Source organism: Enterobacter asburiae (assembly GCF_001521715.1).
GTDB lineage: Bacteria > Pseudomonadota > Gammaproteobacteria > Enterobacterales > Enterobacteriaceae > Enterobacter > Enterobacter asburiae.
Genome location: NZ_CP011863.1, coordinates 734,822 through 758,854, shown reverse-complemented (window position 1 = coordinate 758,854; position 24,033 = coordinate 734,822). Strand labels below are relative to the sequence as shown.

Annotated in this window: 22 protein-coding genes, 1 tRNA gene and 3 pseudogenes; 13 read left to right on the top strand and 13 right to left on the bottom strand. The window is 61.0% G+C overall.

The features are described 5' to 3' along the window. Window positions 1-30: 30 nt before the first annotated feature. The 7 genes from hpxK to hpxU all read right to left on the bottom strand — a co-directional run bounded on the left by hpxK (window position 31) and on the right by hpxU (window position 6,378). Window positions 31-1,269, bottom strand: a complete 1,239-nt coding sequence (hpxK, locus tag ACJ69_RS03690; protein ID WP_059346460.1) for an allantoate amidohydrolase — start codon at window positions 1,267-1,269, stop codon at window positions 31-33. Then, complete coding sequence (locus tag ACJ69_RS03685) at window positions 1,266-2,507, bottom strand: pyridoxal-phosphate-dependent aminotransferase family protein (RefSeq protein ID WP_023335201.1); 1,242 nt, start codon at window positions 2,505-2,507, stop codon at window positions 1,266-1,268. The genes hpxK and ACJ69_RS03685 overlap by 4 nt, the downstream gene beginning before the upstream one ends. Window positions 2,508-2,520: 13 nt before the next feature. After that, window positions 2,521-3,258, bottom strand: coding sequence for an amino acid ABC transporter ATP-binding protein (locus ACJ69_RS03680; protein ID WP_008499843.1), 738 nt, complete (start codon window positions 3,256-3,258; stop codon window positions 2,521-2,523). Beyond that, complete coding sequence (locus ACJ69_RS03675) at window positions 3,239-3,895, bottom strand: amino acid ABC transporter permease (RefSeq protein WP_071789398.1); 657 nt, start codon at window positions 3,893-3,895, stop codon at window positions 3,239-3,241. The genes ACJ69_RS03680 and ACJ69_RS03675 overlap by 20 nt, the downstream gene beginning before the upstream one ends. Continuing rightward, window positions 3,895-4,560, bottom strand: a complete 666-nt coding sequence (locus ACJ69_RS03670) for an amino acid ABC transporter permease (protein WP_032648997.1) — start codon at window positions 4,558-4,560, stop codon at window positions 3,895-3,897. Before ACJ69_RS03670 ends, ACJ69_RS03675 begins: the two co-directional genes overlap by 1 nt. A gap of 4 nt (window positions 4,561-4,564) precedes the next feature. Beyond that, the gene (locus ACJ69_RS03665; protein WP_023311064.1) at window positions 4,565-5,347 is read right to left on the bottom strand and encodes a transporter substrate-binding domain-containing protein; all 783 of its coding nucleotides are present in this window, start codon (window positions 5,345-5,347) and stop codon (window positions 4,565-4,567) included. Window positions 5,348-5,538: 191 nt separating this feature from the next. Further along, on the bottom strand, window positions 5,539-6,378 hold the full coding sequence (hpxU, locus tag ACJ69_RS03660) for a MurR/RpiR family transcriptional regulator HpxU (protein ID WP_023311063.1): 840 nt from the start codon (window positions 6,376-6,378) through the stop codon (window positions 5,539-5,541). 142 nt (window positions 6,379-6,520) lie between these two features. On the opposite strand from hpxU, the gene hpxW reads away from it, so the two are divergent. The 4 genes and pseudogenes from hpxW (at window position 6,521) to hpxZ (ending at window position 10,079) form a co-directional block, all read left to right on the top strand. After that, window positions 6,521-8,104, top strand: coding sequence for an oxamate amidohydrolase (gene hpxW / locus ACJ69_RS03655; protein ID WP_059346459.1), 1,584 nt, complete (start codon window positions 6,521-6,523; stop codon window positions 8,102-8,104). A 10-nt stretch (window positions 8,105-8,114) separates the two neighbouring features. After that, the gene (hpxX, locus tag ACJ69_RS03650) at window positions 8,115-8,303 is read left to right on the top strand and encodes an oxalurate catabolism protein HpxX (RefSeq protein ID WP_054830440.1); all 189 of its coding nucleotides are present in this window, start codon (window positions 8,115-8,117) and stop codon (window positions 8,301-8,303) included. Then, complete coding sequence (locus ACJ69_RS03645; protein ID WP_059346458.1) at window positions 8,300-9,697, top strand: AtzE family amidohydrolase; 1,398 nt, start codon at window positions 8,300-8,302, stop codon at window positions 9,695-9,697. The genes hpxX and ACJ69_RS03645 overlap by 4 nt, the downstream gene beginning before the upstream one ends. Next, window positions 9,694-10,079 (top strand): annotated as a pseudogene (hpxZ, locus tag ACJ69_RS03640) (oxalurate catabolism protein HpxZ). The gene ACJ69_RS03645 and the pseudogene hpxZ overlap by 4 nt, the downstream one beginning before the upstream one ends. 69 nt (window positions 10,080-10,148) lie before the next feature. Here the strand turns inward: hpxZ and puuE are convergent. From puuE to ACJ69_RS03625, 3 genes and pseudogenes are all read right to left on the bottom strand, one after another. Beyond that, the gene (gene puuE, locus ACJ69_RS03635) at window positions 10,149-11,048 is read right to left on the bottom strand and encodes an allantoinase PuuE (RefSeq protein ID WP_230598734.1); all 900 of its coding nucleotides are present in this window, start codon (window positions 11,046-11,048) and stop codon (window positions 10,149-10,151) included. Next, window positions 10,966-11,840: pseudogene (hpxA, locus tag ACJ69_RS03630) on the bottom strand (allantoin racemase). Before hpxA ends, puuE begins: the two are co-directional and overlap by 83 nt. Continuing rightward, window positions 11,840-12,556, bottom strand: coding sequence for a GntR family transcriptional regulator (locus ACJ69_RS03625; protein ID WP_059346455.1), 717 nt, complete (start codon window positions 12,554-12,556; stop codon window positions 11,840-11,842). The pseudogene hpxA and the gene ACJ69_RS03625 overlap by 1 nt, the downstream one beginning before the upstream one ends. Window positions 12,557-12,700: 144 nt before the next feature. Here ACJ69_RS03625 and ACJ69_RS03620 point away from each other — a divergent pair, with 144 nt between their 5' ends. Both ACJ69_RS03620 and guaD read left to right on the top strand, forming a co-directional pair. Next, the gene (locus ACJ69_RS03620) at window positions 12,701-14,197 is read left to right on the top strand and encodes an NCS1 family nucleobase:cation symporter-1 (RefSeq protein ID WP_059346454.1); all 1,497 of its coding nucleotides are present in this window, start codon (window positions 12,701-12,703) and stop codon (window positions 14,195-14,197) included. Window positions 14,198-14,295: 98 nt separating this feature from the next. After that, complete coding sequence (gene guaD / locus ACJ69_RS03615; protein WP_059346453.1) at window positions 14,296-15,615, top strand: guanine deaminase; 1,320 nt, start codon at window positions 14,296-14,298, stop codon at window positions 15,613-15,615. Here guaD and uraH read toward each other — a convergent pair. Together uraH and uraD are read right to left on the bottom strand one after the other, a co-directional pair. Then, on the bottom strand, window positions 15,595-15,918 hold the full coding sequence (uraH, locus tag ACJ69_RS03610; RefSeq protein WP_059346452.1) for a hydroxyisourate hydrolase: 324 nt from the start codon (window positions 15,916-15,918) through the stop codon (window positions 15,595-15,597). The genes guaD and uraH overlap by 21 nt on opposite strands. Continuing rightward, complete coding sequence (gene uraD / locus ACJ69_RS03605) at window positions 15,915-16,415, bottom strand: 2-oxo-4-hydroxy-4-carboxy-5-ureidoimidazoline decarboxylase (protein ID WP_059346451.1); 501 nt, start codon at window positions 16,413-16,415, stop codon at window positions 15,915-15,917. Before uraD ends, uraH begins: the two co-directional genes overlap by 4 nt. Before the next feature lie 239 nt (window positions 16,416-16,654). On the opposite strand from uraD, the gene hpxO reads away from it, so the two are divergent. The 3 genes from hpxO to ACJ69_RS03590 are packed head-to-tail and all read left to right on the top strand — an operon-like array spanning window position 16,655 to window position 19,808. After that, a complete protein-coding gene (hpxO, locus tag ACJ69_RS03600; protein WP_059346450.1) occupies window positions 16,655-17,809 on the top strand; it encodes an FAD-dependent urate hydroxylase HpxO in 1,155 nt (384 codons plus the stop codon). 17 nt (window positions 17,810-17,826) lie between these two features. Continuing rightward, entirely contained in the window at window positions 17,827-18,861 is a 1,035-nt protein-coding gene (gene hpxD / locus ACJ69_RS03595) for a molybdenum cofactor-independent xanthine hydroxylase subunit HpxD (protein WP_059346449.1), read from the top strand. A gap of 11 nt (window positions 18,862-18,872) precedes the next feature. Further along, window positions 18,873-19,808, top strand: coding sequence for a PDR/VanB family oxidoreductase (locus tag ACJ69_RS03590; RefSeq protein ID WP_054830321.1), 936 nt, complete (start codon window positions 18,873-18,875; stop codon window positions 19,806-19,808). Between the two features lie 43 nt (window positions 19,809-19,851). Here ACJ69_RS03590 and ACJ69_RS03585 read toward each other — a convergent pair. Continuing rightward, window positions 19,852-19,939: transfer RNA gene (locus ACJ69_RS03585), tRNA-Ser, on the bottom strand. 276 nt (window positions 19,940-20,215) lie between these two features. On the opposite strand from ACJ69_RS03585, the pseudogene ACJ69_RS03580 reads away from it, so the two are divergent. The 4 genes and pseudogenes from ACJ69_RS03580 to ACJ69_RS03570 all read left to right on the top strand — a co-directional run bounded on the left by ACJ69_RS03580 (window position 20,216) and on the right by ACJ69_RS03570 (window position 24,028). After that, window positions 20,216-21,351, top strand: a pseudogene (locus ACJ69_RS03580) (D-alanyl-lipoteichoic acid biosynthesis protein DltD). Continuing rightward, window positions 21,348-21,470 carry a hypothetical protein gene (locus ACJ69_RS25885; RefSeq protein WP_023335174.1) on the top strand — a complete coding sequence of 41 codons (123 nt, stop codon included), beginning with the start codon at window positions 21,348-21,350 and terminating at the stop codon, window positions 21,468-21,470. The pseudogene ACJ69_RS03580 and the gene ACJ69_RS25885 overlap by 4 nt, the downstream one beginning before the upstream one ends. Window positions 21,471-21,479: 9 nt before the next feature. Then, a complete protein-coding gene (locus ACJ69_RS03575) occupies window positions 21,480-22,598 on the top strand; it encodes an MBOAT family O-acyltransferase (protein ID WP_029739922.1) in 1,119 nt (372 codons plus the stop codon). Beyond that, on the top strand, window positions 22,595-24,028 hold the full coding sequence (locus tag ACJ69_RS03570) for an AMP-binding protein (RefSeq protein ID WP_059346448.1): 1,434 nt from the start codon (window positions 22,595-22,597) through the stop codon (window positions 24,026-24,028). Before ACJ69_RS03575 ends, ACJ69_RS03570 begins: the two co-directional genes overlap by 4 nt. Window positions 24,029-24,033: the final 5 nt, after the last annotated feature.

Sequence of the window (24,033 nt, the reverse complement as noted above, 5' to 3'; positions counted from 1 at the left end):
GGGTGGCGCTGCGCTTACCCGGCCTACAATTTAACACGGGCCACCGTCGGCCAGCGTTCTCACCGCCCGCCCAAACGCCTCAATCGCCAGGGCGACATCTTCAGCCATCACCGATTCCGCCGGATGATGGCTGACGCCTTCTTTGCAGCGCACAAACAGCATGCCGACCGGCCAGCGTTCCGCGATGGCAATCGCGTCGTGGCCCGCACCGCTGGGCAGCATTAGCGAGCGCCCCTGTACCGATGTGACGGCCTCCCCCAGCACGTTTTGCAGGTGGAAATCGCACGGCGTGGCGGCAATGCGGTAAAACTCCTCGGCGCTGAAGTCCAGACCGCGGCGCGAGGCGATCGCCTGCGCATGTTCCAGCAGGTCGTTAAGCAACCGATCCAGCGGCGCATCCTGCGGCCCGCGAATATCCAGCGAGAGCTGAACCTCGCCGGGGATCACGTTCACCGCCCCCGGCAGGCAGCGCAGCTCGCCAACCGTCGCCACCAGGTTGCCGCCCTGCTGTCGGGTAGCGTTTTCAATAATAACCATCCACTCGGCGGCGGCGGCCAGCGCGTCCCTGCGGTGGTGCATCGGCACGGTTCCCGCGTGACCGGCCTCGCCGGTGAAGCGGCAGTTCAGACGGCGCGCGCCGTTAATGGCTTCCACCACGCCAAGGGCGAGCACCTCCTGCTCAAGGCACGGCCCCTGCTCAATATGCAGCTCCAGATAGGCGCTGAAATCCTCCTGACGGCGCGCGGCATGCCGCACGCGGGCAGGATCGAGCCCCACCAGGGTCATCGCCTGCGCCACGCTGATTCCGCTGGCGTCGGCTTTTTCCAGCCAGCCCTGCGGCCAGGTGCCCGTCAGCCCCCGGCTGCCTAACAGCGTAATGCCGAAGCGGGTCCCCTCTTCGTCGCAAAAGCCGACAATCTCGATGGCCTGCGCCAGATGCACATCCTGCTGGTGAAGGCTGTCCACCACCTCAATGGCGGCAAGCACGCCGAGCATACCGTCGTAGCGCCCGGCGTTGCGCACGGTATCCAGATGCGAGCCGAGCAGCACCGCCTGCGCCCCTTCCTTCGCGCCCTCATAACGTCCACAGATGTTGCCCACGCTGTCCTGCCAGACGGTCATTCCCGCCTGGCTCATCCACTGCCCCACCAGCTGGTTGGCCTGCAGATGCTGGGTTGAGAGATAAACCCTCGTCAGCGCATCCGGGGTTTCGCTGATGGCGGCCAGCGCGTCGGCGCGCGCCATCACCCGTTCAGCCGCCGGGCTCATTGCGGCGTCTCGCGGCGATAGTGGTCCCACGCGGCCTGCATGGCGGCCCCCTGCGTGGTGGTGAATTTCAGGTAGTTCAGCACCGACTCCAGCGCGCTCAGGGTGGTCATCACGCAGTCTTTGCGCGCGTTGTAGCCCATGGTGCCAATGCGCCACACTTTGCCGTGCAGCGGACCAAACGAGGTGCCGATTTCAATCCCGAAATCCTCCAGCATCAGCTTACGCACCTGGTCGCCGTTGACGCCCTGCGGGATAACCACGCCCAGCACGTTGTTCATCTTGTGCTTCAGGTCGCCGAAGGTCTCCAGCCCCATCGCCTGAATGCCCTTCAACAGCGCATCGCCGTGCAGCTTATGGCGCGCGATGCCGTTATCCAGCCCTTCCTGCAGGATCAGACGCGCGCATTCGCGGGCGCCAAACAGCGCGGTGGTGGCTTCGGTATGGTGGTTCAGCCGCTCCGGCCCCCAGTAGTCCATCACCATGCCGAGATCGAAATAGTTGGAGTAGATCATCTCCTCGTCGCCGTCGCGGTGGGCGTCGGTGCGGATGCCCTCCTCAACGCATTTGCGGCGGCGAATCGCCTCCTCCATGCGCGCGCTCAGGGTGATCGGCGACGTGCCCGACGGGCCGCCGAGGCACTTCTGCATCCCGGCCGAGACGGCGTCCAGCCCCCAGTCATCGGTCTCCAGCGCGTTGCCGCCGAGCGACGCGGTGGCGTCGGTGTAAAACAGCACGTCGTAGCGGCGGCAGATGGCGCCGAGCTCGGCGAGCGGCTGCAGCATGGTGGTGGAGGTGTCGCCCTGCACGGTCAGCAGCAGGCGCGGGCGAATACGCTTAATCGCATCCTCAACCTGGTCCGGGGTAAACACCTCGCCCCACGGCACCTCGATGGTATGCACCTCGGCGCGGCAGCGGCGGGCAATTTCGCACAGCAGGTGACCAAAACGGCCAAAGACCGGCACCAGCACCTTATCTCCCGGGCGGATGGCGGAGACCAGAATGGCTTCAATTCCCGCGCGGGAGGTGCCGTCCACCAGCATCGTCCAGCGGTTCTCGGTGCGGAACACCCCGCGATAGAGCGCCATCACCTCGTTCATGTAGTGGGTCATGGCCGGATCGTACTGGCCGATCAGCTGGCTCGACATGGCGCGGAGCACGCGCGGGTCGGCGTTGATCGGGCCCGGCCCCATCAGCAGGCGCTGGGGCGGGTTGATTTGCGGAAAGCGTGCGATATCCATTGTTAAGTCCTTATCAGTTGAGGCCGCGCACGGAGGAGATGAACTGCTTCAGTTCCGTGGTCTGCGGGTTGGCGAACAGCGTTTTGCTGTCGCCCTGCTCCCAGACTTTCCCCTGGTGCATAAACACCACGCGGTCGCCCACTTCGCGGGCAAAATTCATTTCATGGGTAACCAGTATGAGCGTCATCCCCTCGGCCGCCAGCTGCTCCAGCACCTTGAGCACTTCGCCCACCAGCTCCGGGTCGAGCGCGGAGGTGATCTCGTCACAAAGTAAAACTTTCGGCGACATGGCCAGCGCCCGGGCAATTGCCACGCGCTGCTGCTGGCCGCCGGAGAGGCTCGACGGGTAGTAATCCAGACGATCGCCTAAGCCCACTTTCTCCAGCATGCGCTGCGCCAGCTCGCGGCATTCGGCGGCGCTTTTCTTCAGCACCCGACGCGGGGCGAGCATCACGTTTTCCAGCGCCGTCATGTGCGGGAACAGGTTAAAGCTCTGGAACACCATCCCGACCGAGCGGCTGATTTCCCGCGCCTGAGAATCCCGATCGGTAATGGTCATGCCGCCCAGCTTGATGCTGCCGTCCTGATAGCCTTCCAGTCCGTTGATGCAGCGCAGCAGCGTACTTTTGCCCGATCCGCTGCGTCCGATAATGGAGATCACCTGGCCCATGTCGATATCCAGATCGACGCCCTTGAGCACGTGGTTATCGCCGTAGTATTTCTGCACCTGATTAATGGTGATGAGAGGCATTGAATTTCGTCTCCAGATAGCGGCTGTAGCGCGACAGCGGATAACACAGAATAAAGTAGCCGAGTGCCACCAGCGCAAAGACCTTAAACGGCTGATACGTCACGTTGGTCAGCATGGTCCCGGCCTTGGTCAGCTCGATGAAGCCGATAATCGACGCCAGCGCGGTACCTTTAATCACCTGCACGGCAAAGCCGACCGTCGGGGCGATGCCGATGCGCAGCGCCTGCGGGGCGACGACGCGAAACAGGGTCTGGCCGAAGGTCAGCCCCAGGCAGCGCGACGCTTCCCACTGCCCTTTCGGCAGGGCGCGAATGCTGCCGTTCCAGATATCGAGCAGAAACGCGCTGGTGTAGAAGGTGAGCGCCAGCGAGGCGGCGGTCCACGGCGAGACGTCGATGCCGAACAGCGCCACGCCAAAGAAGGCCAGGAACAGCTGCATCAGCAGCGGCGTGCCCTGAAACAGCTCAATATAGCCGCGGATGATGCGCTTCACCGCGCGCCCGCCCGTCAGGCGCAGCAGCAGGAGCGGCAGCGTCACCGCCGCCCCGCCGACAAACGCCACCAGCGACAGCAGCACCGTCCAGCGTCCGGCCAGCAGCAGGTTGCGAATAATGTCCCAGTCGGTAAAGGTGGTCATCATGCCTGCACCCCCAGCCATTTCCGTCCCGCCGCCATCATCAGCTGGCGCAGGGTAATCGACAGCGCTAAGTAAATCCCGGTTGTCACCAGATAAACCTCAAAGCTCAGAAACGTTCTGGACTGGATCAGGTTGGCGGCGAAGGTCAGCTCTTCATACGAGACCTGCGACACCACCGACGAGCCTAGCATCACGATAATGCACTGGCTCACCAGCGCCGGGTAAATGCGCTGCAGCGCGGGCGGCAGCACCACGCGGATAAAGGTCTGCAGCCGGGTCAACCCCAGCACGCGTCCGGCTTCCCACTGCCCTTTCGGCGTGACCTGAATGCCCGCGCGGATAATCTCGGTGCTGTAGGCGCCCAGGTTCACCACCATGGCCAGCAGCGCCGCTTCCCCCGCCGTCATCTTCAGCCCGAGATTCGGCAGGCCGAAGACGATGAAAAACAGTTGCACGACAAACGGCGTGTTGCGGATGATTTCCACATACGCGCCCCAGATCCGGCTGAACCAGGTGGTGCGTCCGCTGCGGATCGCCGCCCCGAAAATCCCTGTCGCCAGCCCGCCGACGGTCGCCATCACCGTCAGCTGAACGGTGACCCACAGCCCCGCCAGCAGCTCCGGCCAGTGCGGCCAGAGCGCGGAGAAATCAAGTTGCTCCGTCATCGGCTCAGGCGCCAAGGTTTGCCGGCAGCGGGGCCTTCAGCCATTGCTCAGACAGGCCGTTCAGCGTGCCGTCCTTGATGCCCTGCTCAATCAGCGCATCCACTTTTGCCTTCAGGGCCGGTTCGTTTTTCTTCAGGCCAATAAAGCACGGCGAATCTTTCAGCATAAAGCTCGGCACCGGGGCTTTATCCGCGTTCTGGCGCGAAATAGCCGCCACCACCAGGTTGCCGGTTGCCACGTACTGCACCTGTCCGGAGAGGTAGGCGGAGAGCGTGGTGTTGTTGTCTTCGTAGCGCTTCACGTCCGCGTCTTTCGGCGCCAGGCCGGTCAGCACCATGTCCTCCACCGCCCCGCGCGTCACGCCGATGGTTTTTCCGCTCAGCGCGGCGGCGTCCTTCAGCTCGGCCCCTTTCGGACCAAACACGCCGAGGAAGAACGGCGCGTAGGCGCGGCTGAAGTCGATCACCTTCTCGCGCTCCGGGTTTTTACCGAGGCTTGAAATGACCAGATCCACCTTATCGGTTTGCAGGTACGGCACGCGGTTGGCGCTGGTCACCGGCACCAGCTGCAGCTTGAGCTTCATCTGTTTGGCCAGATAGCGCGCCATGTCGATGTCATAGCCCTGCGGCTGCAGGTCGGTCCCCACCGAGCCAAACGGCGGGAAGTCCTGCGGAACGGCAATGCGAATGGTGCCGCGCTTCTCGATATCCTGAAGCTGGTCAGCCTTTGCCGGCAGCTGTGTGAAGAGGCATGCGGCCCCGGCCAGTGCAATCAACAATTTTTTCATGGTGCTTCCCCGTAACGTTAACATGAAACAAAAGATTCTTTGAATGTGATTTTGCAACTAATGTGCCAGATAGGGCGAAGCGGGGAATATTCTTTCGAAGCCTGATAAAACGCGGACGGATCGAAAAAACGTATGTTTTCCCGACCCGTCAGATGCACCATTTTAATGCAAAGCACCAGCCTGATGCCCCATTATCGCTGTTCGAGTTCGTCCAGCTGCTGGTAGAGGGAGGCAATCTCGTGAATGCGCGGGCGGCCTTTATCGAGAATTTCATGCAGGAAGGCATTCGCCAGCAGATTAATCAGGCTGTTGACCGAGGAGTAGCTGTCATAGGCCGAGACGCTGTCCAGCGGGGCGCAGAGCTGCCAGCTCGCCAGCGGAAACAGGCTGTGCGCCTGCGGCTCGCACATCAGCAGCACTGGAATACCGCTGCTCTGAAGCTGCTGCATCAGCGGGCGGATAATGCGCGGGCGGCGGCGAAAGGCCATCATGACCACCAGATCGTCCGGCGTTAAATCCACCAGCTCTTCGCCCAGGCTCTGCCCCGGCTGCGGCAGGACCAGCACCTGACCGCGCGCCTGCAGCAGCTGCTGGCGCAGGTGCAGCGCCGCCGGATAGGCGTTACGCATGCCGATAATGACGATGCGCCGCGCCTTCACCATGCAGGCCATCGCGTCGGCAAACTGCTGCGCGTCGAGGGCATTAACCCACTGGGTCAGGTTCGCCATCTCCTGCTTATAGTGGCGCGCCAGCAGCGTATTGCCCTGCACCGCGTCGCGGTTATCGGTGAGCGGCATCCCGCTCTGGCGCAGGGTGCGCAGCTCGTCGCGCATGTCTTTATATTTCTCATAGCCCAGACGCTTAAACAGACGGCTGACCGTGGCTTTCGACACCCCGCTCAGCTGCGCCAGCTCGGCGCTGTTGTAGCTAATCAGATCGTCAAAATGATCGAAAATAAAATCCGCCACCCGCTGCTCCTGCGGCGACAGCGACGGGTACTGTGCTTTCAGACGTTCATCCAGTTGTTCCATAGCGCCTCTGTAACTTTTGTTTCATCACATTTTGCCTTTCATTCTACCTTTCATTATACGTGCCAGTTTACTGAAACTTTTCTCTCAGAACTGGAACAGCTTTTGCAGCACCTTGTGACTTTCAGGGTTACGAGGACGCTTTATGCAAAGTAATGTCTCCACGCACGGCATGGCCGTTGCGCCCCACCATCTTGCCAGCCAGAGCGCGCTGGCGGTGCTGCGCGAAGGCGGCAGCGCCATAGAGGCAATGGTCGCCGCGGCGGCCACCATTGCCGTGGTTTATCCGCACATGAACGGCCTGGGCGGCGATGGCTTCTGGCTTATCGTGCCGCCGGAAGGCGAACCTGTCGCCATTGATGCCAGCGGCGCGGCGGGATCGCGCGCAACGCTCGCCGCCTACGACGGGCTGGCGCATATTCCCCACCGCGGCCCCCGCGCGGCGCTGACCGTCGCCGGCACGGTGAGCGGCTGGGACGAGGCGCTGAAGGTCTCGCGCGAGATGACCGGCAAGGCGCTGCCGCTGGCCCGCCTGCTGGCCGACGCCATTGAGTACGCGCAGAACAGCACGCCGGTCACGGCCTCTCAGGCCCACGCCACGGCTAGCAAATTCGACGAGCTGAAGGACGTCCCCGGCTTCGCGGAAACCTGGCTGGTGGACGGTAAGCCACCAGAGGTCGGCAGCCGCTTTTACCAGCCCGCCATGGCCACGACCCTGACGCGCCTGGCGGAGGACGGTCTGGACAGCTTTTACCGCGGCCCGCTGGCGGACGTGCTGGCGCACGGCATGGAAACGCTGGGCCTGCCCGTGACGCTGGCCGATTTACACGCGCACGCTGCCCGGCGCACCGCGCCGCTGAGGCTACAGCATCAGCAGGGGGAGATCTTTAACCACGCCCCGCCGACGCAGGGGCTGGTCTCGCTGGCAATACTCGGCATCACCGACCGCCTGAATATGGCGGAGGCCGACGACGCCGACACCGTTCACCGCATCGTTGAAGCCACCAAGCTGGCCTTTGGCCTGCGCGATGCCCACATCACCGACCCGCGCGAGCTGAAAACCGATATTCAGGGTCTGCTGGATCCCGCCGCTCTGCAGGCGCTTGCCGACAGGGTTGACGACGGCCGCGCCGCGCCGTGGGGCACCGGAAAAGGCCCCGGCGATACGGTGTGGATGGGGGTAATGGATAACAGCGGACTCGCCGTGTCGTTTATCCAGAGTATCTATCACGAGTTCGGCAGCGGCGTGGTGCTGCCCGACACCGGCATCGTCTGGCAGAACCGGGGCGCATCGTTCAGCCTCGATCCCAATCATCTTCTGGCCCTCGCGCCGGGCAAGCAGCCTTTCCATACCCTGAACCCGGCGGCGGCGCGTCTTAAGGACGGGCGCGTGATGGTCTACGGATCGATGGGCGGCGACGGCCAGCCGCAAACCCAGGCCGCGCTCTTTACCCGCTACGCGATTCAGGGCGTGCCTTTACAGGAAAGCATTTCCCGCCCTCGCTGGCTGCTGGGGCGCACCTGGGGACAAACCTCTGACACGTTAAAGCTGGAAGGACGCTTTACCGCTGAGACGGTCTCACGGCTTCAGGCACTCGGACACGAGGTGGAAATATTCCCTGACTTCAGCGAAGCGATGGGCCACGCGGGCGCGATTGTCCGCCACCCCAACGGGCTGTTCGAAGGGGCATTTGACCCGCGCAGCAACGGCGCGGCCGCCGGATTCTGAGGAGAAAACAATGACGACACCACAACCCGACTGGCAGGCGTATCTGGCGCAAATGGAGTCCGTTCTCGGCGTGACGCTGGACGATGCCCGCCGCGCCGAGCTGCAGCTGCAGTTCAGCCGCATTGCCACCCTGGCCGCCCCGCTGATGGCGCTGCCGCTCGACGACCGTCTGGAGATCGCAGGAGTATACAAAGCATGAGGCTACACGAGATGAGTATCAGCGCGATCCAGCATGCGCTGAGCGCGGGCGAGCTGAGCGCTCGCGAGATTGCCCGCCAGACGCTGGAGGCGATTGCGCGCGTTAACCCGCAGATCGGCGCCTGGACCGCCGTGACGGAAGCGCGCATGCTCGCCGAGGCCGAGAGCATCGACACCCTGCGCCGCGAAAAGCGCCCCCTGCCCCCGCTGGCGGGCGTGCCCTACGCGGTAAAAAACCTGTTCGACGTTGCCGGTCACACCACCCTTGCCGGGGCAGAGCTGTTCAGCCAGCGCCCTGCCGCGGCCGCTGACAGCTTCGCGGTGCGCCAGCTGCGCAGCGCGGGCGGGCTGCTGACCGGGATGGTAAATATGGACGCCTACGCCTACGGCTTCACAACCGAAAACAGCCACTACGGCACCACGCGTAACCCGCACGATCTGGCGCGCATTGCGGGCGGATCGTCCGGCGGCTCGGCCGCCGCCGTGGCCGCCGGGCTGGTGCACTTTTCGCTCGGCACCGACACCAACGGCTCGATTCGCGTTCCGGCCTCCCTGTGCGGCATCTATGGCCTGAAGCCCACCTTTGGCCGCCTGTCGCGATCCGGCAGCCATCCGTTTGTCGCGAGCCTCGATCATATCGGCCCCTTTGCCCGCCGCGTGTGCGATCTGGCGTCCGTGTACGACGCGCTGCAGGGCCGGGACAGCAGCGACGGTTTTCAGGCAGAGAGCTCGCGCGAGCAGACGCGCCCCCTGCTCGACCGGGGGCTTGACGGCCTGCGCTGCGCGGTGCTCGGCGGCTACTTCACCACCTGGTGCGATGCGGATGCCAGAGACGCCGTGGCGCGGGTGGCGAAGGCGCTCGACGTGCAGGATGAGCTGCAGTTCCCGGACGCCGAGCTGGCGCGCTCCGCGGCGTTTATCATCAGCGCCTCCGAAGGGGGAAATCAGTACCTGCCCGCGCTTCGCTGCGAGCCCGAGCGTTTTGAGCCGCACTCCCGGGAGCGCCTGCTGGCCGGGGCGATGATCCCCTCCGCCTGGTACATTCAGGCCCAGCGGTTTCGCGCGCACGCCCGGCAGGCGTTTAAAACCCTGTTCGCGCAGGCCGACGTGCTGATCGCTCCGGCAACGCCGCGCAGCGCGACGCTCGCGGGTGAGCAAACCATGGAGATTAACGGTCAGCCGCTCCCCATCCGCGCCAGCATGGGGATGCTGACCCAGCCGATTTCGTTTTTAGGCCTGCCCGTGACCACCGTTCCGCTGCGCACCGCCCAGGGTGCGCCGATTGGCCTGCAGCTGATTGCCGCGCCGTTTAACGAGCAGGCCTGCCTGCGCGTCGCGCGCGTGCTGGAGGAGAGTGGCATCACCGATGCCCGTCCGGCGGAGGTGGCCGCATGATGAATCACGATGACATTAACCTGCCGTGGGTGGTTGCCGAGGTGACCGCCGCGTTTTACCGCTATGAAGACGCGCTGGTGAGCAACAACGTTGCGGTGCTGGACGAGCTGTTCTGGCACGACAAAAACACGGTGCGTCTGGGGGCGGGTGAAAACCTGTACGGGATTGATGAAATCCGCGCCTTTCGCGCGGCGCGCCCGCCGCCGGGCTGCAGCGGACGCTGCGCCACACCGTGATTACCACCTTCGGGGAGGATTATGCCGTGTGCAGCACCGAGTTTACCCGTGAGGGCACGGAGCGCATTGGCCGCCAGCAGCAGACGTGGGTGCGGTTTGCCTACGGGTGGCGGATCGTGGCGGCGCAGGTGAGTTTGATGGTGTAACGCCACCGGGAATACGAGGTCCTGTAGGCCGGGTAAGGCGCAGCCGCCACCCGGCTAAACGCGGCACACTTATTTCTGAAACGGATGCACCTCCCGCCAGTGGTCGGCAATCTGCTGGCGGGTACAGACCCACACCCGCTCATGCTGCTGAATATAATCCAGGAACCGCTGCAGCGCGCGAAAACGCCCCGGCCGCCCCAGCAGGCGGCAGTGCATGCCGATGGACATCATCTTCGGCGCGCTTTCCCCTTCTTCGTACAGCACGTCAAAACTGTCCTTCAAATACGTATAGAACTGCTCGGCGGTGTTAAACCCCTGCGCGGTGGCGAAGCGCATGTCGTTCGCATCCAGCGTATACGGCACGATCAGGTGCGGTTTACGGGAGCCGTCGCCGCAGGCCACTTCCGTCCAGAAGGGCAGATCGTCGCCGTAGTAGTCGCTGTCGTAGTCGAAGCCGCCGTGCTCCACCACCAGCTGGCGGGTGTTGGGGCTGTCGCGCCCGGTGTACCAGCCCGTTGGCGGCTTGCCGAACAGGTCGGTCAGCACCTGCACCGCCTTGTGCAGGTGTTCGCGCTCCTGTTGGATATCCATGTGCTGATAGTGGATCCAGCGCCAGCCGTGGCTCACCACGTCGTAATCCGCCGCCCTGATTGCCTCGACGATCTCCGGGTGACGCGCCAGCGCCATCGCCACGCCAAAGACCGTCAGCGGCAGGCCGCGCTTTTGAAATTCACCGTGGATCCGCCAGAACCCGGCGCGGCTGCCGTATTCGTAGAGGGAGTCCATCGACATGTGTTTATCCGGGTAGCTGGCCGCGCCGATGATGTCCGACAGGAACTGCTCGGATCCGGCATCGCCGTGCAGAACGTGGTTTTCCGCCCCTTCCTCATAATTGAGCACAAACTGCACGGCGACGCGCGCCTGATTCGGCCACCGCGCGTGCGGCGGGTTGCCCGCGTAGCCGCGCAGATCCCGCGGGTAATTCTGTTCAAAAAGCCCCATTGCCACCCCCAAAAATTAAAATGGATTCAGTGCCTGAAACTGTCCGCTTAACGCTTTTTTCTCCGGGAAGGCCAGATCCCCGTGCTTGCTGGTCGACAGCCCCAGCGCCACAAGCGATTCCACCATCTTCACCGCCGCGCTGACGCCGTCGATGACCGGCACGCGCAGCTCGCGCGTCAGCTCCTGCGCCAGCGTCGCCATGCCGCCGCAGCCCAGCACGATGGCGCCGCAGCCGTCCTCTTTCAGCGCCTGTATACAGCGCGCGCGCACTTTTTCCTGCGCCAGACCGCTGCCGTCTTCCAGCGCCAGCACAGGGAGATCGATAGCGTGCAGCGCCGCGCACCTGTCCTGAAAGCCATACTGGTGCAGCAGATGACGGGCAATAATCAGCGTGCGCGGCAGCGTGGTGACCACCGAAAAGCGCGTCGCCACCAGCGTCGCCATATGCATGGCGGCTTCCGCAATGCCCACCACCGGCCCCTGCGCAAGCTCGCGCGCCGCCAGCAGGCCCGGATCGCCAAAGCAGGCGATGACGTGACCGTCCACGCCCTGCTCTCTGCCGAGCCTGACCTGTTCGAGAACCCCCACAGCGGCGATGGCTTCATCAAAGTGTCCCTCGATAGACGGCACGCCCGCGCTCGGGCAGACCGCGAGGATCTCCGTACCCGGCGCCGCCACCGCGCGGGCCGCCGCGCCGATGGTTTCCGTCATCGCGAGGCTGGTGTTGGGGTTAATCACTTGTATACAGACAGAGGACATTACGACTCCTTGTGGCCGGCAAACAGCCGGGCAAAATCAGGCAGGCACTCGCCCGCCCGCTCGAAGCAGAGGCTGGCGACGATACGTTCAAAATGGTGCATTAAGGCATCGCTGAGCGGCTGGAGCGCCTTCTGGCGCAGCAGATCCACCAGCTGTTCGTGATCGTTGCAGCGGCACCCCTGACGCCACGGCGCACCCCAGGTGGCAATCACCAGCGACGAGCGCTGGCTCAGGCCGGTCACCATTTCAGTCAGCACCTGGTTGCCGGAGATGGCCTGCAGCTGGATGTGGAAATTGGCGGAGTGGCGAATTGCCGCCGGGCCGTCGTACGCCTCGTGCGCCTGCTGCTCCTGGCGAATGATGGCCTCCAGCGCGGCAAGGTGCGGCGGCTGGCAGCGGGCCAGCACGTCCGGCAGGTTGGCGACCTCCAGCAGGGCGCGGGTGCGGAAGATGTGCTGCGCCTCTTCCACCGTCGGGCTGGCAACGTGTGCACCACGCTTGGGCGTTAAGGTGACCATTTGCACAGCCGCGAGTCGTTGAAGCACCTTGCGGATACCCGTGCGGCTTACGCCAAACACCTCGGCCAGCGCCTCTTCCGGCAGCTTGCTCCCCGGCAGCAGCTGATGTTCGACAATCGCGGTCATCAGCGCCTGAAAGATCGATTCATCTTTGTCATGCAGGTCTGGCGCGGTCTGCAGGGCGTTTATGTTGTTCATTCACCACTCCGTCTTTTACTCTTCGTTATCGAATCGTATACATAAAAATAAAATATTGCATACAAGATTTATTATTTTGGCCTGGATCCTGCAACACCGTCTGCACTCCCACTCAACGGGTTTTCATTCACAGGAGCAGGTTTCATGCCAAACAGTCAAAACGCGCAGCAGGGTACGGCCGCTGATTCCGGTGCGGTTTACAGCCCACGTCTTTGCAATGAGGATCTGGCACCGACGCGTGACCAGAACTGGAGCTGGTACAACATCTTTTCGTTCTGGATGTCGGACGTTCACAGCATGGGGGGTTATGTTGTCGCCGCGAGCTTTTTTACGCTCGGGCTGGCAAGCTGGCAGGTGCTGCTCTGCCTGCTGGTGGGGATTTGCATCGTGCAATTGTGCGCCAACCTGGTGGCTAAACCGAGCCAGATGGCGGGGGTGCCCTACGCGGTGATCAGCCGTCAGGCGTTTGGCGTCTTCGGGGCCAATATTCCGGCGGTGATCCGCGGGCTGATTGCCTTCGCGTGGTACGGCATTCAGACCTATCTGGCCGCCAACGCCCTGATGCTGGTGGCGCTGAAGTTCTGGCCGTCGCTCTCTTCGCTTACAACAGACGCGTTCCAGGGCCTGTCGCATCTCGGCTGGATCTGCTTTGCCATTATGTGGGTACTGCAGGCGATGGTTTTCTGGCACGGCATGAGCGCCATCAAGCGCTTTATTGATATCGCCGGTCCGGCGGTCTACGTGGTGATGCTGGCCCTCGCAGGCTGGATTGTATACAAGACCGGTTTTGACGGCATTTCCTTCACTCTCGCCAGCAAATCCCTGAGCGCGGGCGAGCAGACCTGGCAGATGATCACCGCGACCGCGCTGGTGGTATCTTACTTCTCCGGCCCGCTGCTCAACTTTGGCGACTTCTCCCGCTACGGCAAAAGCATGGGCGAGATCCGCCGCGGCAACCGCTGGGGCCTGCCGTTTAACTTCCTGCTGTTCTCCATCGTCACCGTGGTGATTGTCTCCGGCACCCAGTCGCTGTTTGGCCGCATGATCACCGACCCGATCGAAACCGTCAGCCGCGTGGGCAACGATCTGGCCGTGGCGATTGGCCTGCTGACGATGATCACCGCCACCATCGGGATCAACATCGTCGCGAACTTTGTCTCCCCGGCGTTTGATTTCTCTAACTGCTCGCCGCAGAAAATCAGCTTCCGCACCGGGGGCATGATTGCCGCCGTCGGCTCGATCCTGCTCACCCCGTGGAACCTGTTCAACTCGCCGGAGCTTATCCACTACACCCTGGACGTGCTCGGGGCGTTCATCGGCCCGCTGTTCGGCATTCTGATTGCCGACTTCTACCTGATTAAGCGCGGCAAGGTGTCGGTCGACGATCTGTTCGACGACACGCCAAAGGGCAAATACTGGTACCGCAACGGCTTTAACCCGAAAGCCATTGGCGCGCTGATCCCGTCCGTTGCCGTAGGCCTGGTGATTAGCTTTATCCCGGCCCTGCATGAGGTGGCGAACTTCAGCTGGTTTATCGGCGTCTTCCTCGGCGGCGTGACCTACCGCTGGCTGGCGCGGGAAGACCGCGAGACGGCGAGCGCGACGTCGTTCAGCTCCCGCGTGGCAACGCAAAAAGAGTAACCCCCTCCTCCGGCCGCAGCGTGTCTGCGGCCCGTTCATTCTGGCACCGTTCTTGCTGCGCCTTATCACCCCGCTACGCAAACACTAAGGCAGGAACCATGATGGATTACCAGACAGCGATCCGCGGCGCATTTTTTGATATTGCACAGGTCTGCGACAGCGCAGACGCGATTGCCCAACACGCGCGCTACCTTGAGGACGGGCTGCTGTTTATACAGAGCGGGAAAATTCTGGCGCACATGCCGTGGCAGGAGGGCGAGCAGTATCTTGACCCCCACAAGGGCTACACCGACCTGCGCGGCAGGCTGCTGCTGCCCGGTTTTGTCGACACCCACGTCCATTATCCGCAAACGGAGATGATCGGCGCCTTTGGCGAACAGCTGCTGGAGTGGTTGACCACCTACACCTTCCCGGTGGAGAGCCAGTTTTCCGATGAAGCCTACGCGAAAGAGATCGCCGAATTTTTCATTCACCAGCTGGTGAGCAACGGCACCACCACCGCGCTGGTGTTTTGCACGCTGCATCCGGAATCGGTCGAGGCGCTGTTTACCGAAGCCCTGCGCCTGAACATGCGCCTTATCGCCGGAAAGGTGATGATGGACAGACACGCGCCGGACTACCTGAGCGAAGACGCGAAGCAGAGCTACCGGCAGACGCGGGCGCTGATCCAGCGCTGGCACCACCGGGGACGGCTGGGCTATGCCATTACCCCGCGCTTTGCCCCGACCTCATCCCCCGAGCTGCTTGCCGCGGTCAGCCTGCTCAGAGAGGAGTTCCCGGATACCTGGATGCAGACCCACCTGAGCGAAAACCCCAACGAAGTGGCCTGGGTGAGCGACCTCTGGCCGGAGCACGAGCGCTATCTGGACGTGTATCACCACTACGGCCTGACCGGCGAGCGCAGCGTGTTTGCACACGCGATTCACCTTCACCACAGCGAGTGGCAGTGCCTGCACGACACCGGCTCGGCGGTGGCGTTTTGCCCCACCTCAAACCTGTTTCTCGGCAGCGGGCTGTTTCGCCTGCCCGCCTGCTGGCAGCACAGCGTGCGGATGGGCATCGGCACCGACGTCGGTGCGGGCACCACCTTCAGCATGCTGCGCACGCTGGGGGAGGCCTACAAGGTCGGCCAGCTTCAGAGCTACCGCCTGCGCGCCAGCGAGGCGTTTTATCACGCCACGCTGGGCGGCGCGCACGCCCTCCGGCTCGACGATAAGATTGGCAATTTCGCGCCCGGCAAAGAGGCGGATTTCGTGGTGATCGACCCTGACGTGACGCCGCTGCAGCGCCTGCGCAATCGCCGCTGTCAGGATATCTACGAGCAGCTTTTTGTGCTGATGACTCTCGGCGACGAGCGCAACATCAGCGAGACCTGGGTCAACGGCGAGCGGGTATGGTCAACTGCCGCGGTAGGTTGACCACCCGCCGGGCGCAATCACAAACGGCAGGTGGAAGTGCTCGCCTGCCGCTTCTCCCGTCACAAAATCAATTTGCGCACAGGGGTAGAGCGTGTCGCGACCGGTTTCGCGAAACCACGCGCCGATCTCGGCCACCAGCCGATAGCGGCCTGCGGGCAGAGAGGGAACGAACGCGGCGATGCGCCCCTGGGCGTTGGTCACGCCCGTGGCCAGCGTGTTCCCGTCCTGTTGTAGATGAACCGTCACGCCCTCTGCGGGTTTGCCCGTCGAGATATCGAGAATATGGGTGCTGAGTGTGCTCATTCGCTAATGACTCCTTCCAGCCGTAGCAGCGTAATTTCCCGCAACTGTTCCAGCGCGGCACGGACTTCCTGCGCGTCGCTGTTCTCCAGCCGCGCGTGCAGCGCCTGTAAAATCTCCTCGCCGCTGCGGCCCTTCGCGCGGATCAGAAAGACGCGTCCGAAGCGGGCCTCGTAGCGGGCATTGCCCTCGCGCAGCGCCTGGGCAAGGGCAGCATCGCGATCGTTCACCGCGCCCTGCTCCTGGCGCGACAGCGCCGCCTCCGCCTGTGAACCTGCGGGTTTTTCCCCGATGCGCGGATGGGCGCTCAGGGCCTGCGCCAGCGACGCTTCGTCCCAGTCTTGCGTCAGCGCGTTTGCCGTACTGAACAATTCGTCCCGGCTGGCGTAGGGCCGCCCCAGAGCCAGCGCATCGGCCCAGCCGGGGAGCGCCACGCAGGGGTGAATCAGCGCTAAGGCCTTTTCGTGGGGAAGATGATTTAAGTCGTGCAGTGCGATCATAGTGTCTCCTTTATTGTCTTCTTCCTGGTTGTTGCACAAACCACGCCACTCTGAGCGCGGGCGTGAAACAGTCGATTCCGTATAGCTCAACTGGAAATTTTTGATTCAAAAAAAGGCACGCTCACCGCGTTTGCGCACCTTAGCAGTGCAAACTCACCTCTCACAACGCCGTTTTCGCCACTCTGCAGCCTGGTACGCAAATTGCTGAATACCTTTACACCCTGCAAAAGGAGAGAAGCATGAGAGCAATCGTCATTGGCGCGGGTATTGGCGGCCTGAGCGCCGCCGTCGCGCTGAAGAAAGCGGGCATCGACTGTACCGTGTTTGAAGCCGTCAAAGAGATCCGGCCCGTCGGGGCGGCCATCTCCATCTGGCCTAACGGCGTGAAATGCATGCAGCACCTCGGCATGGGCGACATCATCGAGACCTACGGCGGGCCGATGCGTTTTATGGCTTACAAGGATTACCGGCGCGGCGAGACCCTGACCCGCTTCAGCCTTGCCCCGCTGGTTGAGCGTACCGGCGGGCGCCCCTGCCCCGTCTCGCGCGCTGAACTTCAGCGCGAAATGCTGGACTTCTGGGGGCGCGACAAGGTGCAGTTCGGCAAGCGCGTCGAACGCGTAAGCGAAGACGACACGGGCGTGAGCGTGACCTTCACCGACGGCACCACGGCAGTGGGCGATTTTCTGATTGCCGCCGACGGCAGCCACTCGGCGGTTCGCCCGTATGTGCTGGGATACACCCCGGAGCGCCGCTACGCCGGGTACGTGAACTGGAACGGGCTGGTGAAGATTGACGAAGAGATCGCCCCGGCGCACCAGTGGACCACCTTCGTTGGCGAAGGCAAACGCGTGTCGCTGATGCCCGTTTCCGGCGGACGCTTTTACTTCTTTTTTGACGTGCCGCTGCCCGCAGGCCTGGCGGAGGATCGCACCACCCTGCGCGCCGATCTCACGGGCTACTTCCGCGGCTGGGCGCCGCCGGTGCAGAAGCTTATCGCGGCGCTGGATCCCGAGACCACCAACCGCATTGAAATCCACGACATTGAACCGTTCGACAGCCTGGTGCGCGGCAACGTCGCGCTGCTCGGCGATGCCGCGCACAGCACCACGCCGGACATCGGCCAGGGCGGCTGTGCCGCGATGGAAGATGCCGTCGTGCTGGGGGAGTGCCTGCGAGAAAACCACAGCATTACGCTGGCGCTGCGGCAGTACGAAGCGCTGCGCTGCGACCGGGTGCGCGACCTGGTGCTGAAGGCGCGTAAACGCTGCGACGTCACCCACGGGAAAGACATGGCGTTGACGCAGGCCTGGTATCAGGAGCTCAAAGAAGAGACCGGGGAGCGCATCATCAACGGTCTGTGCGAGACCATTCAGGGCGGCCCGTTAGGCTGAACGCAAGAGGGACAACGATGAAAAGAGAACCGACTCCACCCGCCCACTGCACGTTTGAGCCAGAGGACTGGCTGCGCCTGGCGAAATGCTGGCACCCGGTCGCGCGCGCCTGCGACGTTGGCCCGGCACCGGTCAAGGCGACCCTGCTGGATGAACAGCTGGTGATTTACCGGATTAACGACCAGGTCGTGGTCGCCCGTGACGTCTGCCCGCACCGCGGCGTGCCGCTGACGCTCGGCTTCCACGACGAGCACGGGATTATCTGCCCCTACCACGGCCTCCGCTTTGGGGAGGACGGGCGCTGCAACCGTATTCCGTCCAGCCCCGACCAGCCCGTTCCGGCGAAGCTGAAACTGATTAACTACGCCGTTGAGGAACGCTTCGGCCTGATCTGGACCTGCCTGGCGTTTGACCCGGACAATCCTGTACCGCTGCCCACCATGCCGCACTGGGATGACGACGGATTTCAGCAGATCAACTGCCCGGCGTTTGAGGTGAACGGCTTCGCCGGGCGACAGGTGGAGGGGTTTCTGGACGTGGCGCACTTTGCCTGGATCCACACCGATACCTTTGCCGATCCCAGTAACCAGCTTGTGCCCGCCTATCAGCCGCAGGAGACGCCGTTCGGTTTTGTTGCCGATTACTGGAGCACCGTGAGCAACTATCCCGCCAGTTCACCCGTGCAGGCGCCGGAAGGGTTCCAGTGGCTGCGCCATTTTGAAATGCATCTACCGTTTACCGCCACCCTGACGATTCATTTTCCGGGAGAATCGAGACTGGCGATCATGAACGCCGCGTCGCCCGTGTCATCGCGCGTCACCCGCATGTTCGCCCCTATCGCGCGTAACTTTGACCTGCATATTCCGGTGGAGGACGTGCATGCCTTTAACCTGCGCATTTTTGAAGAGGATCGCCTGATGGTCGAAACCCAGCGCCCGGAAAGTCTGCCGCTGGATCTGACGCTGGAAGCCCATATTCCCGCCGATAAAAGCTCAATTGCCTACCGTCGGGGTCTGAAGAAGATGGGCTTTGGCGAATTTTTCCTCGTATGACGGAGGCCGATATGCTGAGCGTAATTGTTGACGGGCTGTGGCGCGAGGGCGATAAAAGCCTCGCCGTCAGGCTGGTGGCTGAAGACAGGAGCGTACTGCCGGCGTGGCAGCCCGGCGCGCACATTGATGTGCACTTGCCCTGCGGCGCGGTGCGCCAGTATTCCCTGACCGGGGCATGTGGAGACGAGAGCTATCTTATCTGCGTTGGGAGGGAAACCGCCTCGCGCGGCGGATCGCGCTACGTTCACGAGACGCTGCGACCCGGGCAGAAATTAGCGATCTCTGCCCCGCGCAATCTGTTTCCGCTGCATCAGGCTGAGCGGGTGTTGCTGCTGGCGGCGGGCATTGGCATTACGCCGCTGTATGCGATGGCCCTGCAGCTGAAGGCGGCCGGAACGCCGTTTACGCTGCACTATTACGTCAAACGCCGCGAAAGCGCGGCGTTTGCGCGCGAACTCTCCCGGTTCGGTGAGTGCCACATTCATACCGCCAGCCCGCGCACGGCGCTGGCAGAACATCTCCCGGCGGCTGAGGCGGGTCTTCACGCCTGGATCTGCGGCCCGGCAGGTTTTATGGAAAAAGTACGAGACGTGGCGATGGTAAGGGGTTGGGATGATGGCCATCTTCACAGCGAGGCGTTTCAGCCCGCGGCCCCTGCCGCACGCGATGACGCGGGCGAGATCTTTACGGTCAAACTCGCCTCGACCGGGGAGCGCTGGCCGGTGCCCGCGGATAAGACCATCGCTCAGGTATTACAGGAAAACGGCGTAGACGTGCCGCTGTCATGCGAAATGGGGATTTGCGGGGCGTGCCTGACGCCGGTGATTGACGGCGTGGTGGATCATCGGGATAGCGTGCAGTCGGAGGCGGAAAAAGGCGGGACGGACCAGCAGGTCGCGCTGTGCTGTTCGCGGAGCCATTCCGGGGAGCTGGTGATTGCCCTGTAAAACGAAAAAACCCTGCGATATTGCTATCGCAGGGTTTCGAATTTGGCGGAAGCGTAGAGATTCGAACTCTAGAACCCTTTCGGGTCGCCGGTTTTCAAGACCGGTGCCTTCAACCGCTCGGCCACGCTTCCAAAGTGAGGCGCACTATAAACATCTATTAGCACCTTGTAAAGCAGGAATTTTTCTATTTTTACCCACCGGCGTTTGACTGCGCAAAAATCACCCAGACGCTTGCCGCGCATCGGTCACAGCCCCCTTGTACATACCGTTACACAGCAACGCTCATCCTTTTAAATCGCTCTGGTATAGAATGCCACAAAAATAAACGGTCATTTGTTGTGTAATTGTTATAAATCTGCGTACCCACAGATTTAGAAATTACTGCCATGCAGTGTTACTGGTTGATGATGAAAATCAAAAATACGCTTTGCTTACATATCCTGATGGCGACCCTGGCCATTTTGTTCCTCTGTGTTCACCCGCTGGTGACGAGCTTCAATCCGCCCCTCACCTTCCAGCCGCTGATTAAATCAATGGCGGGCACGCCTAAAGAACAAGCGGAAAAAATTGCGACTATTTCCCATGCCTTAGAAGGGAATGCTATTTTCTTCATTGGGGCGTCTGAGGTTGCCACCTCAGAAGATGAACATTACGCTGTATATAATTACTTTAATAAGCAATTGCACAAACCCGTCGTGGCGTATGGCGATGCGTTCGTCGATGATGAAACGCAATTTTTACTGTTCTCACGTTTTAAAAATAGCCTTAACGCAAACAGTAAAGTTGTTTTGCTTCTGGCCCCTGACAGCTTTTACTCAAAAGGGCTGCCACCGGCTATCTATGCCGATAATTTCCCCGGCTCTATTTTTAATCCGCTGATGAAGGATCCGCAGGCGCGCCCGCTGCTGGTTAATTATTTAAAGCATATTGATAGTAAAGAAATAAGCCATTTAACCTTTGGCCAAATGCGCGTCTTTGGCTGGCACCCCGATCTGATGTGGGACGAGCTGAGCTTCCAGTTTGCCAACGTCTGCACCCTGATAAAAAACGACTGGCTGGCGCTGCTCAACATCACGCCCCAGACGGTACAGCTCTGGCCGCAGCAGCCAACAACCCACATTGCCCCGACTGGGATAAAGAGCTGGCGAATGCGCGCGAGTTAAATAAAAAACGCCAGCAGAGCGCGGCTACGCTGTGGATGGACAAAACGATTTACGACGAGGACGGTAAGCCGCAGCAGTGGGACGACACGCCGGTTGTGCCTGCGCAAATCGCCGCTTTCAGTAAAACCGTTCAGCTGTTGAAAGAACGTCACGTGCAGGTGATTGCTATCGTCGACCCGGTTAACCCCTGGGCGCTTTACAATACCGATACCTTCCGTCCGGTTGATAAACAAATAAAAACCATTCTGGAAAAAAACCAGATCCCTTATTTAGATATGTACGCCATGCCTTATCAGAATGGCTGGAACTGGGATCGTTTGCACCCTTCCGAACTGGCCTGGGTTCCTATGATTCGCTTTATTGCACAGAGTTTTAAATGATGAAAATCGCGATCCGTCTTTTTTTCCTTTATCTCCTGCTGGCGATCACCATCGTCGCGTGGACCTCTGTCGATGACAGCATGAGTATGCAGCTGCATTTTGAATATCAAAAGTTCTGAGGCCGAATGATGTACAGCTCAGGAATGTTTTTTGTTTATTTGTTTTCATCCGCGCTGGCGTTTGCGCTGGTTAATCGCGTATTACGCCATCGTCTGACCTGGTTATCTGCGCTATCGGTGCTGACGGCGCTGGGATGGGGATATATATTTCAGGGCGATTATATTGTCCCCGTCGCCGTTTTTTTCAGCTTTTATGTTTTTGCCACGCTAAAAGAGAAGGGATGGTTAAAAACGTGGCAGGCGGTCGTTCTGACATTATTGCCGCTGCTGCTGGTGAAATTACATTTAAATAACCACTGGGGCATGATCGGCCTCTCTTTTATGACGTTCCGCGCGCTGGACGTGCTGCTCTATCGCAGTAAAAAAGAAGGTCAGAATTTCCTGCACTATTTCTGTTATCTGTTTATGCCCTTTATTATCCTGGCCGGCCCAATGTACCGCTGGCGGACATGGATGAGTGACGTCAGCAAGCCCGTATTTGCCCTTAACCGCGAACAGTTTTTAGTCGCGTTAGAGCAAATCATTACCGGCATTGTCCAGAAGTTCCTGTTTGCCATGCTGATTGATTCGCTTGTCGTGCAGCCCTGGAGCCATAAGCCGTTTACGCTGACCGTGGGCGTGGTGATGTCGATTGCCTACAGCACCTACCTGTACTTTGATTTTGCGGGCTACAGCAATATGGCCATCGGCGCAGGCCGCCTGTTTGGACTCAATATTCCGGCAAACTTCAACATGCCGCTTCTGGCAAAGAACCCGCAGGATTTCTGGCGCCGCTTCCACATCAGCTTGTCTGAATGGCTGCGCGATGTGGTGTTTATGCCCGTTTATATGAACCTGATGAAATTCAACTTTTTCCGTCAGAACAAAACGCTGGCGCAAAATATCGGTATTTTTTGCACCTTATTCTGCATGGGGGCATGGAATGGCCTGGAACGCCATTACGTCATCAGCGGCGCGCTGTTTGGCGCGATTTCCGTCGCTCACAATATGCTGCTGTGGTCAGCCAAACGCAGCCCGGCATTGCACCGCGGCTTGCAGTATCCGGCCGTTGCGTTTTTAGGGCGAATTCTGACGCTGGGAAGCGCCGCGGGATCCCTTTACATCTTTAGTGGAATGTCACCTCTATGAAAAATCACTCCGATCTTCAGGAACTGCAGGATTTCTTACGTGCGGCATTATGCGATCCCGCCTCCCCGCAGCAGCTGGCCATCAGCGGCAGCGACGAAGCCTTAAGCTGGCTACAGCTTTCCGCTGCCGTGACGGACTGGGCGCAGCGCTATCAGCGCTGCCAGCCTGTTGCCGGTACGCCGGTCGTATTGTACGGACACCAGCAGGCCGAGTTCGCCGTGGCGATTTATAGCTGCCTGCTGCACAACATTCCGTACATCCCGGTGGACTGCATTTACCCGCAGGAGCGCCTTCGGGAGATCTGCCATCTGGCCAGCGCCCCTTATTATTACGACGTCGCAACCCGGCAGTTCATCGCCACCGGGGAACCGGGCAAGGTACTGGAGGAGCAGGATCTGGCCTACATCATGTTTACTTCAGGCAGCACCGGTAAACCTAAAGGCGTGCAGATTGGGCGTGAAAGCGTATGGCACTTCATGAAATGGGTCAGCCAGGACTTTTCACTGCCGGAAAAACCGGTCCTGATGAACCACGCGGTATTCAGCTTTGACCTCTCCCTGATCCCTTTGCTGGCGAATCTGGCGATGGGAGGACACATCGTGCTGAACGCCAAAGAAGACATTCAGAAAGAGAACTGGCTGGAGCGACTGAAAAGCAACGCGGTCTCCGCCTGGGTTTCGACCCCCTCTTTTGCTTACCAGCAGCTGCTTTCCCCGCAGTTCAACAGCGAGTATTTGCCTGCGCTCAACGTCTTTATCTTCATTGGTGAAGTGCTCAATAAGGCGCTGGTTAAACAGCTTCGCCGCCGCTTCCCGCAGGCCAAAATCATTAACTCCTATGGCCCTACGGAAGCGACGATTGCGACGACCGTGGTTGAAATCACGGATGCGATCCTGAACAGCGACAGCGCCGTGCTGCCGGTGGGGGTCATGATGCCTGAGAGCAAAATGGAAATTTCCGCCGACGGCGAGCTGATTATCTGGGGTAAAAACGTCATGCGCGGCTATCTCGGCCTGCCGCAGGAGAACGCGGCGAAATTACTCCGTCGGGAAGATGAAGCGTTTCGCGGCTACCGTACCGGCGATCTGGGCTATGAAGCGGGGCTGCTCTACTGCCAGGGCCGCAACGATAGCCAGGTCAAACTGAACGGTTACCGTATTGAAATCAATGAGATTGAAAACCGCCTGCTGGCCATGTCCGGCATCAACGAAGCGGTGGTCCTGCCGCTGATGAAATCCTGCGGCAGCGTGCTGCGCATTGCCGCGTTCTGCGTGACGGATATGGCGCCGGACACCATCAAAACATCGCTTTCGAAGGTCGTTCCGCACTATATGGTGCCTTCACAAATTATCGTAAAAGACGCTTTGCCGCTGAATCCTAACGGCAAAATTGACCGCAAGCTGCTGGACGCTTACGCCCGCACAAATTAATGACT

Bases quoted from the DNA above. Each gene is read 5' to 3' on its own strand.
- hpxX (WP_054830440.1), top strand. From the start codon at position 8,115: ATGACGACACCACAACCCGACTGGCAGGCGTATCTGGCGCAAATGGAG.
- hpxO (WP_059346450.1), top strand. From the start codon at position 16,655: ATGAGAGCAATCGTCATTGGCGCGGGTATTGGCGGCCTGAGCGCCGCC.
- hpxD (WP_059346449.1), top strand. From the start codon at position 17,827: ATGAAAAGAGAACCGACTCCACCCGCCCACTGCACGTTTGAGCCAGAG.
- ACJ69_RS03620 (WP_059346454.1), top strand. From the start codon at position 12,701: ATGCCAAACAGTCAAAACGCGCAGCAGGGTACGGCCGCTGATTCCGGT.
- hpxU (WP_023311063.1), bottom strand. From the start codon at position 6,378: ATGGAACAACTGGATGAACGTCTGAAAGCACAGTACCCGTCGCTGTCG.
- guaD (WP_059346453.1), top strand. From the start codon at position 14,296: ATGATGGATTACCAGACAGCGATCCGCGGCGCATTTTTTGATATTGCA.
- ACJ69_RS03670 (WP_032648997.1), bottom strand. From the start codon at position 4,560: ATGACGGAGCAACTTGATTTCTCCGCGCTCTGGCCGCACTGGCCGGAG.
- uraH (WP_059346452.1), bottom strand. From the start codon at position 15,918: ATGAGCACACTCAGCACCCATATTCTCGATATCTCGACGGGCAAACCC.
- ACJ69_RS03570 (WP_059346448.1), top strand. From the start codon at position 22,595: ATGAAAAATCACTCCGATCTTCAGGAACTGCAGGATTTCTTACGTGCG.
- ACJ69_RS25885 (WP_023335174.1), top strand. From the start codon at position 21,348: ATGATGAAAATCGCGATCCGTCTTTTTTTCCTTTATCTCCTGCTGGCG.
- ACJ69_RS03675 (WP_071789398.1), bottom strand. From the start codon at position 3,895: ATGACCACCTTTACCGACTGGGACATTATTCGCAACCTGCTGCTGGCC.
- ACJ69_RS03685 (WP_023335201.1), bottom strand. From the start codon at position 2,507: ATGGATATCGCACGCTTTCCGCAAATCAACCCGCCCCAGCGCCTGCTG.
- ACJ69_RS03680 (WP_008499843.1), bottom strand. From the start codon at position 3,258: ATGCCTCTCATCACCATTAATCAGGTGCAGAAATACTACGGCGATAAC.
- ACJ69_RS03645 (WP_059346458.1), top strand. From the start codon at position 8,300: ATGAGGCTACACGAGATGAGTATCAGCGCGATCCAGCATGCGCTGAGC.
- ACJ69_RS03625 (WP_059346455.1), bottom strand. From the start codon at position 12,556: ATGAACAACATAAACGCCCTGCAGACCGCGCCAGACCTGCATGACAAA.
- ACJ69_RS03665 (WP_023311064.1), bottom strand. From the start codon at position 5,347: ATGAAAAAATTGTTGATTGCACTGGCCGGGGCCGCATGCCTCTTCACA.
- hpxW (WP_059346459.1), top strand. From the start codon at position 6,521: ATGCAAAGTAATGTCTCCACGCACGGCATGGCCGTTGCGCCCCACCAT.
- ACJ69_RS03590 (WP_054830321.1), top strand. From the start codon at position 18,873: ATGCTGAGCGTAATTGTTGACGGGCTGTGGCGCGAGGGCGATAAAAGC.
- hpxK (WP_059346460.1), bottom strand. From the start codon at position 1,269: ATGAGCCCGGCGGCTGAACGGGTGATGGCGCGCGCCGACGCGCTGGCC.
- uraD (WP_059346451.1), bottom strand. From the start codon at position 16,415: ATGATCGCACTGCACGACTTAAATCATCTTCCCCACGAAAAGGCCTTA.
- ACJ69_RS03575 (WP_029739922.1), top strand. From the start codon at position 21,480: ATGTACAGCTCAGGAATGTTTTTTGTTTATTTGTTTTCATCCGCGCTG.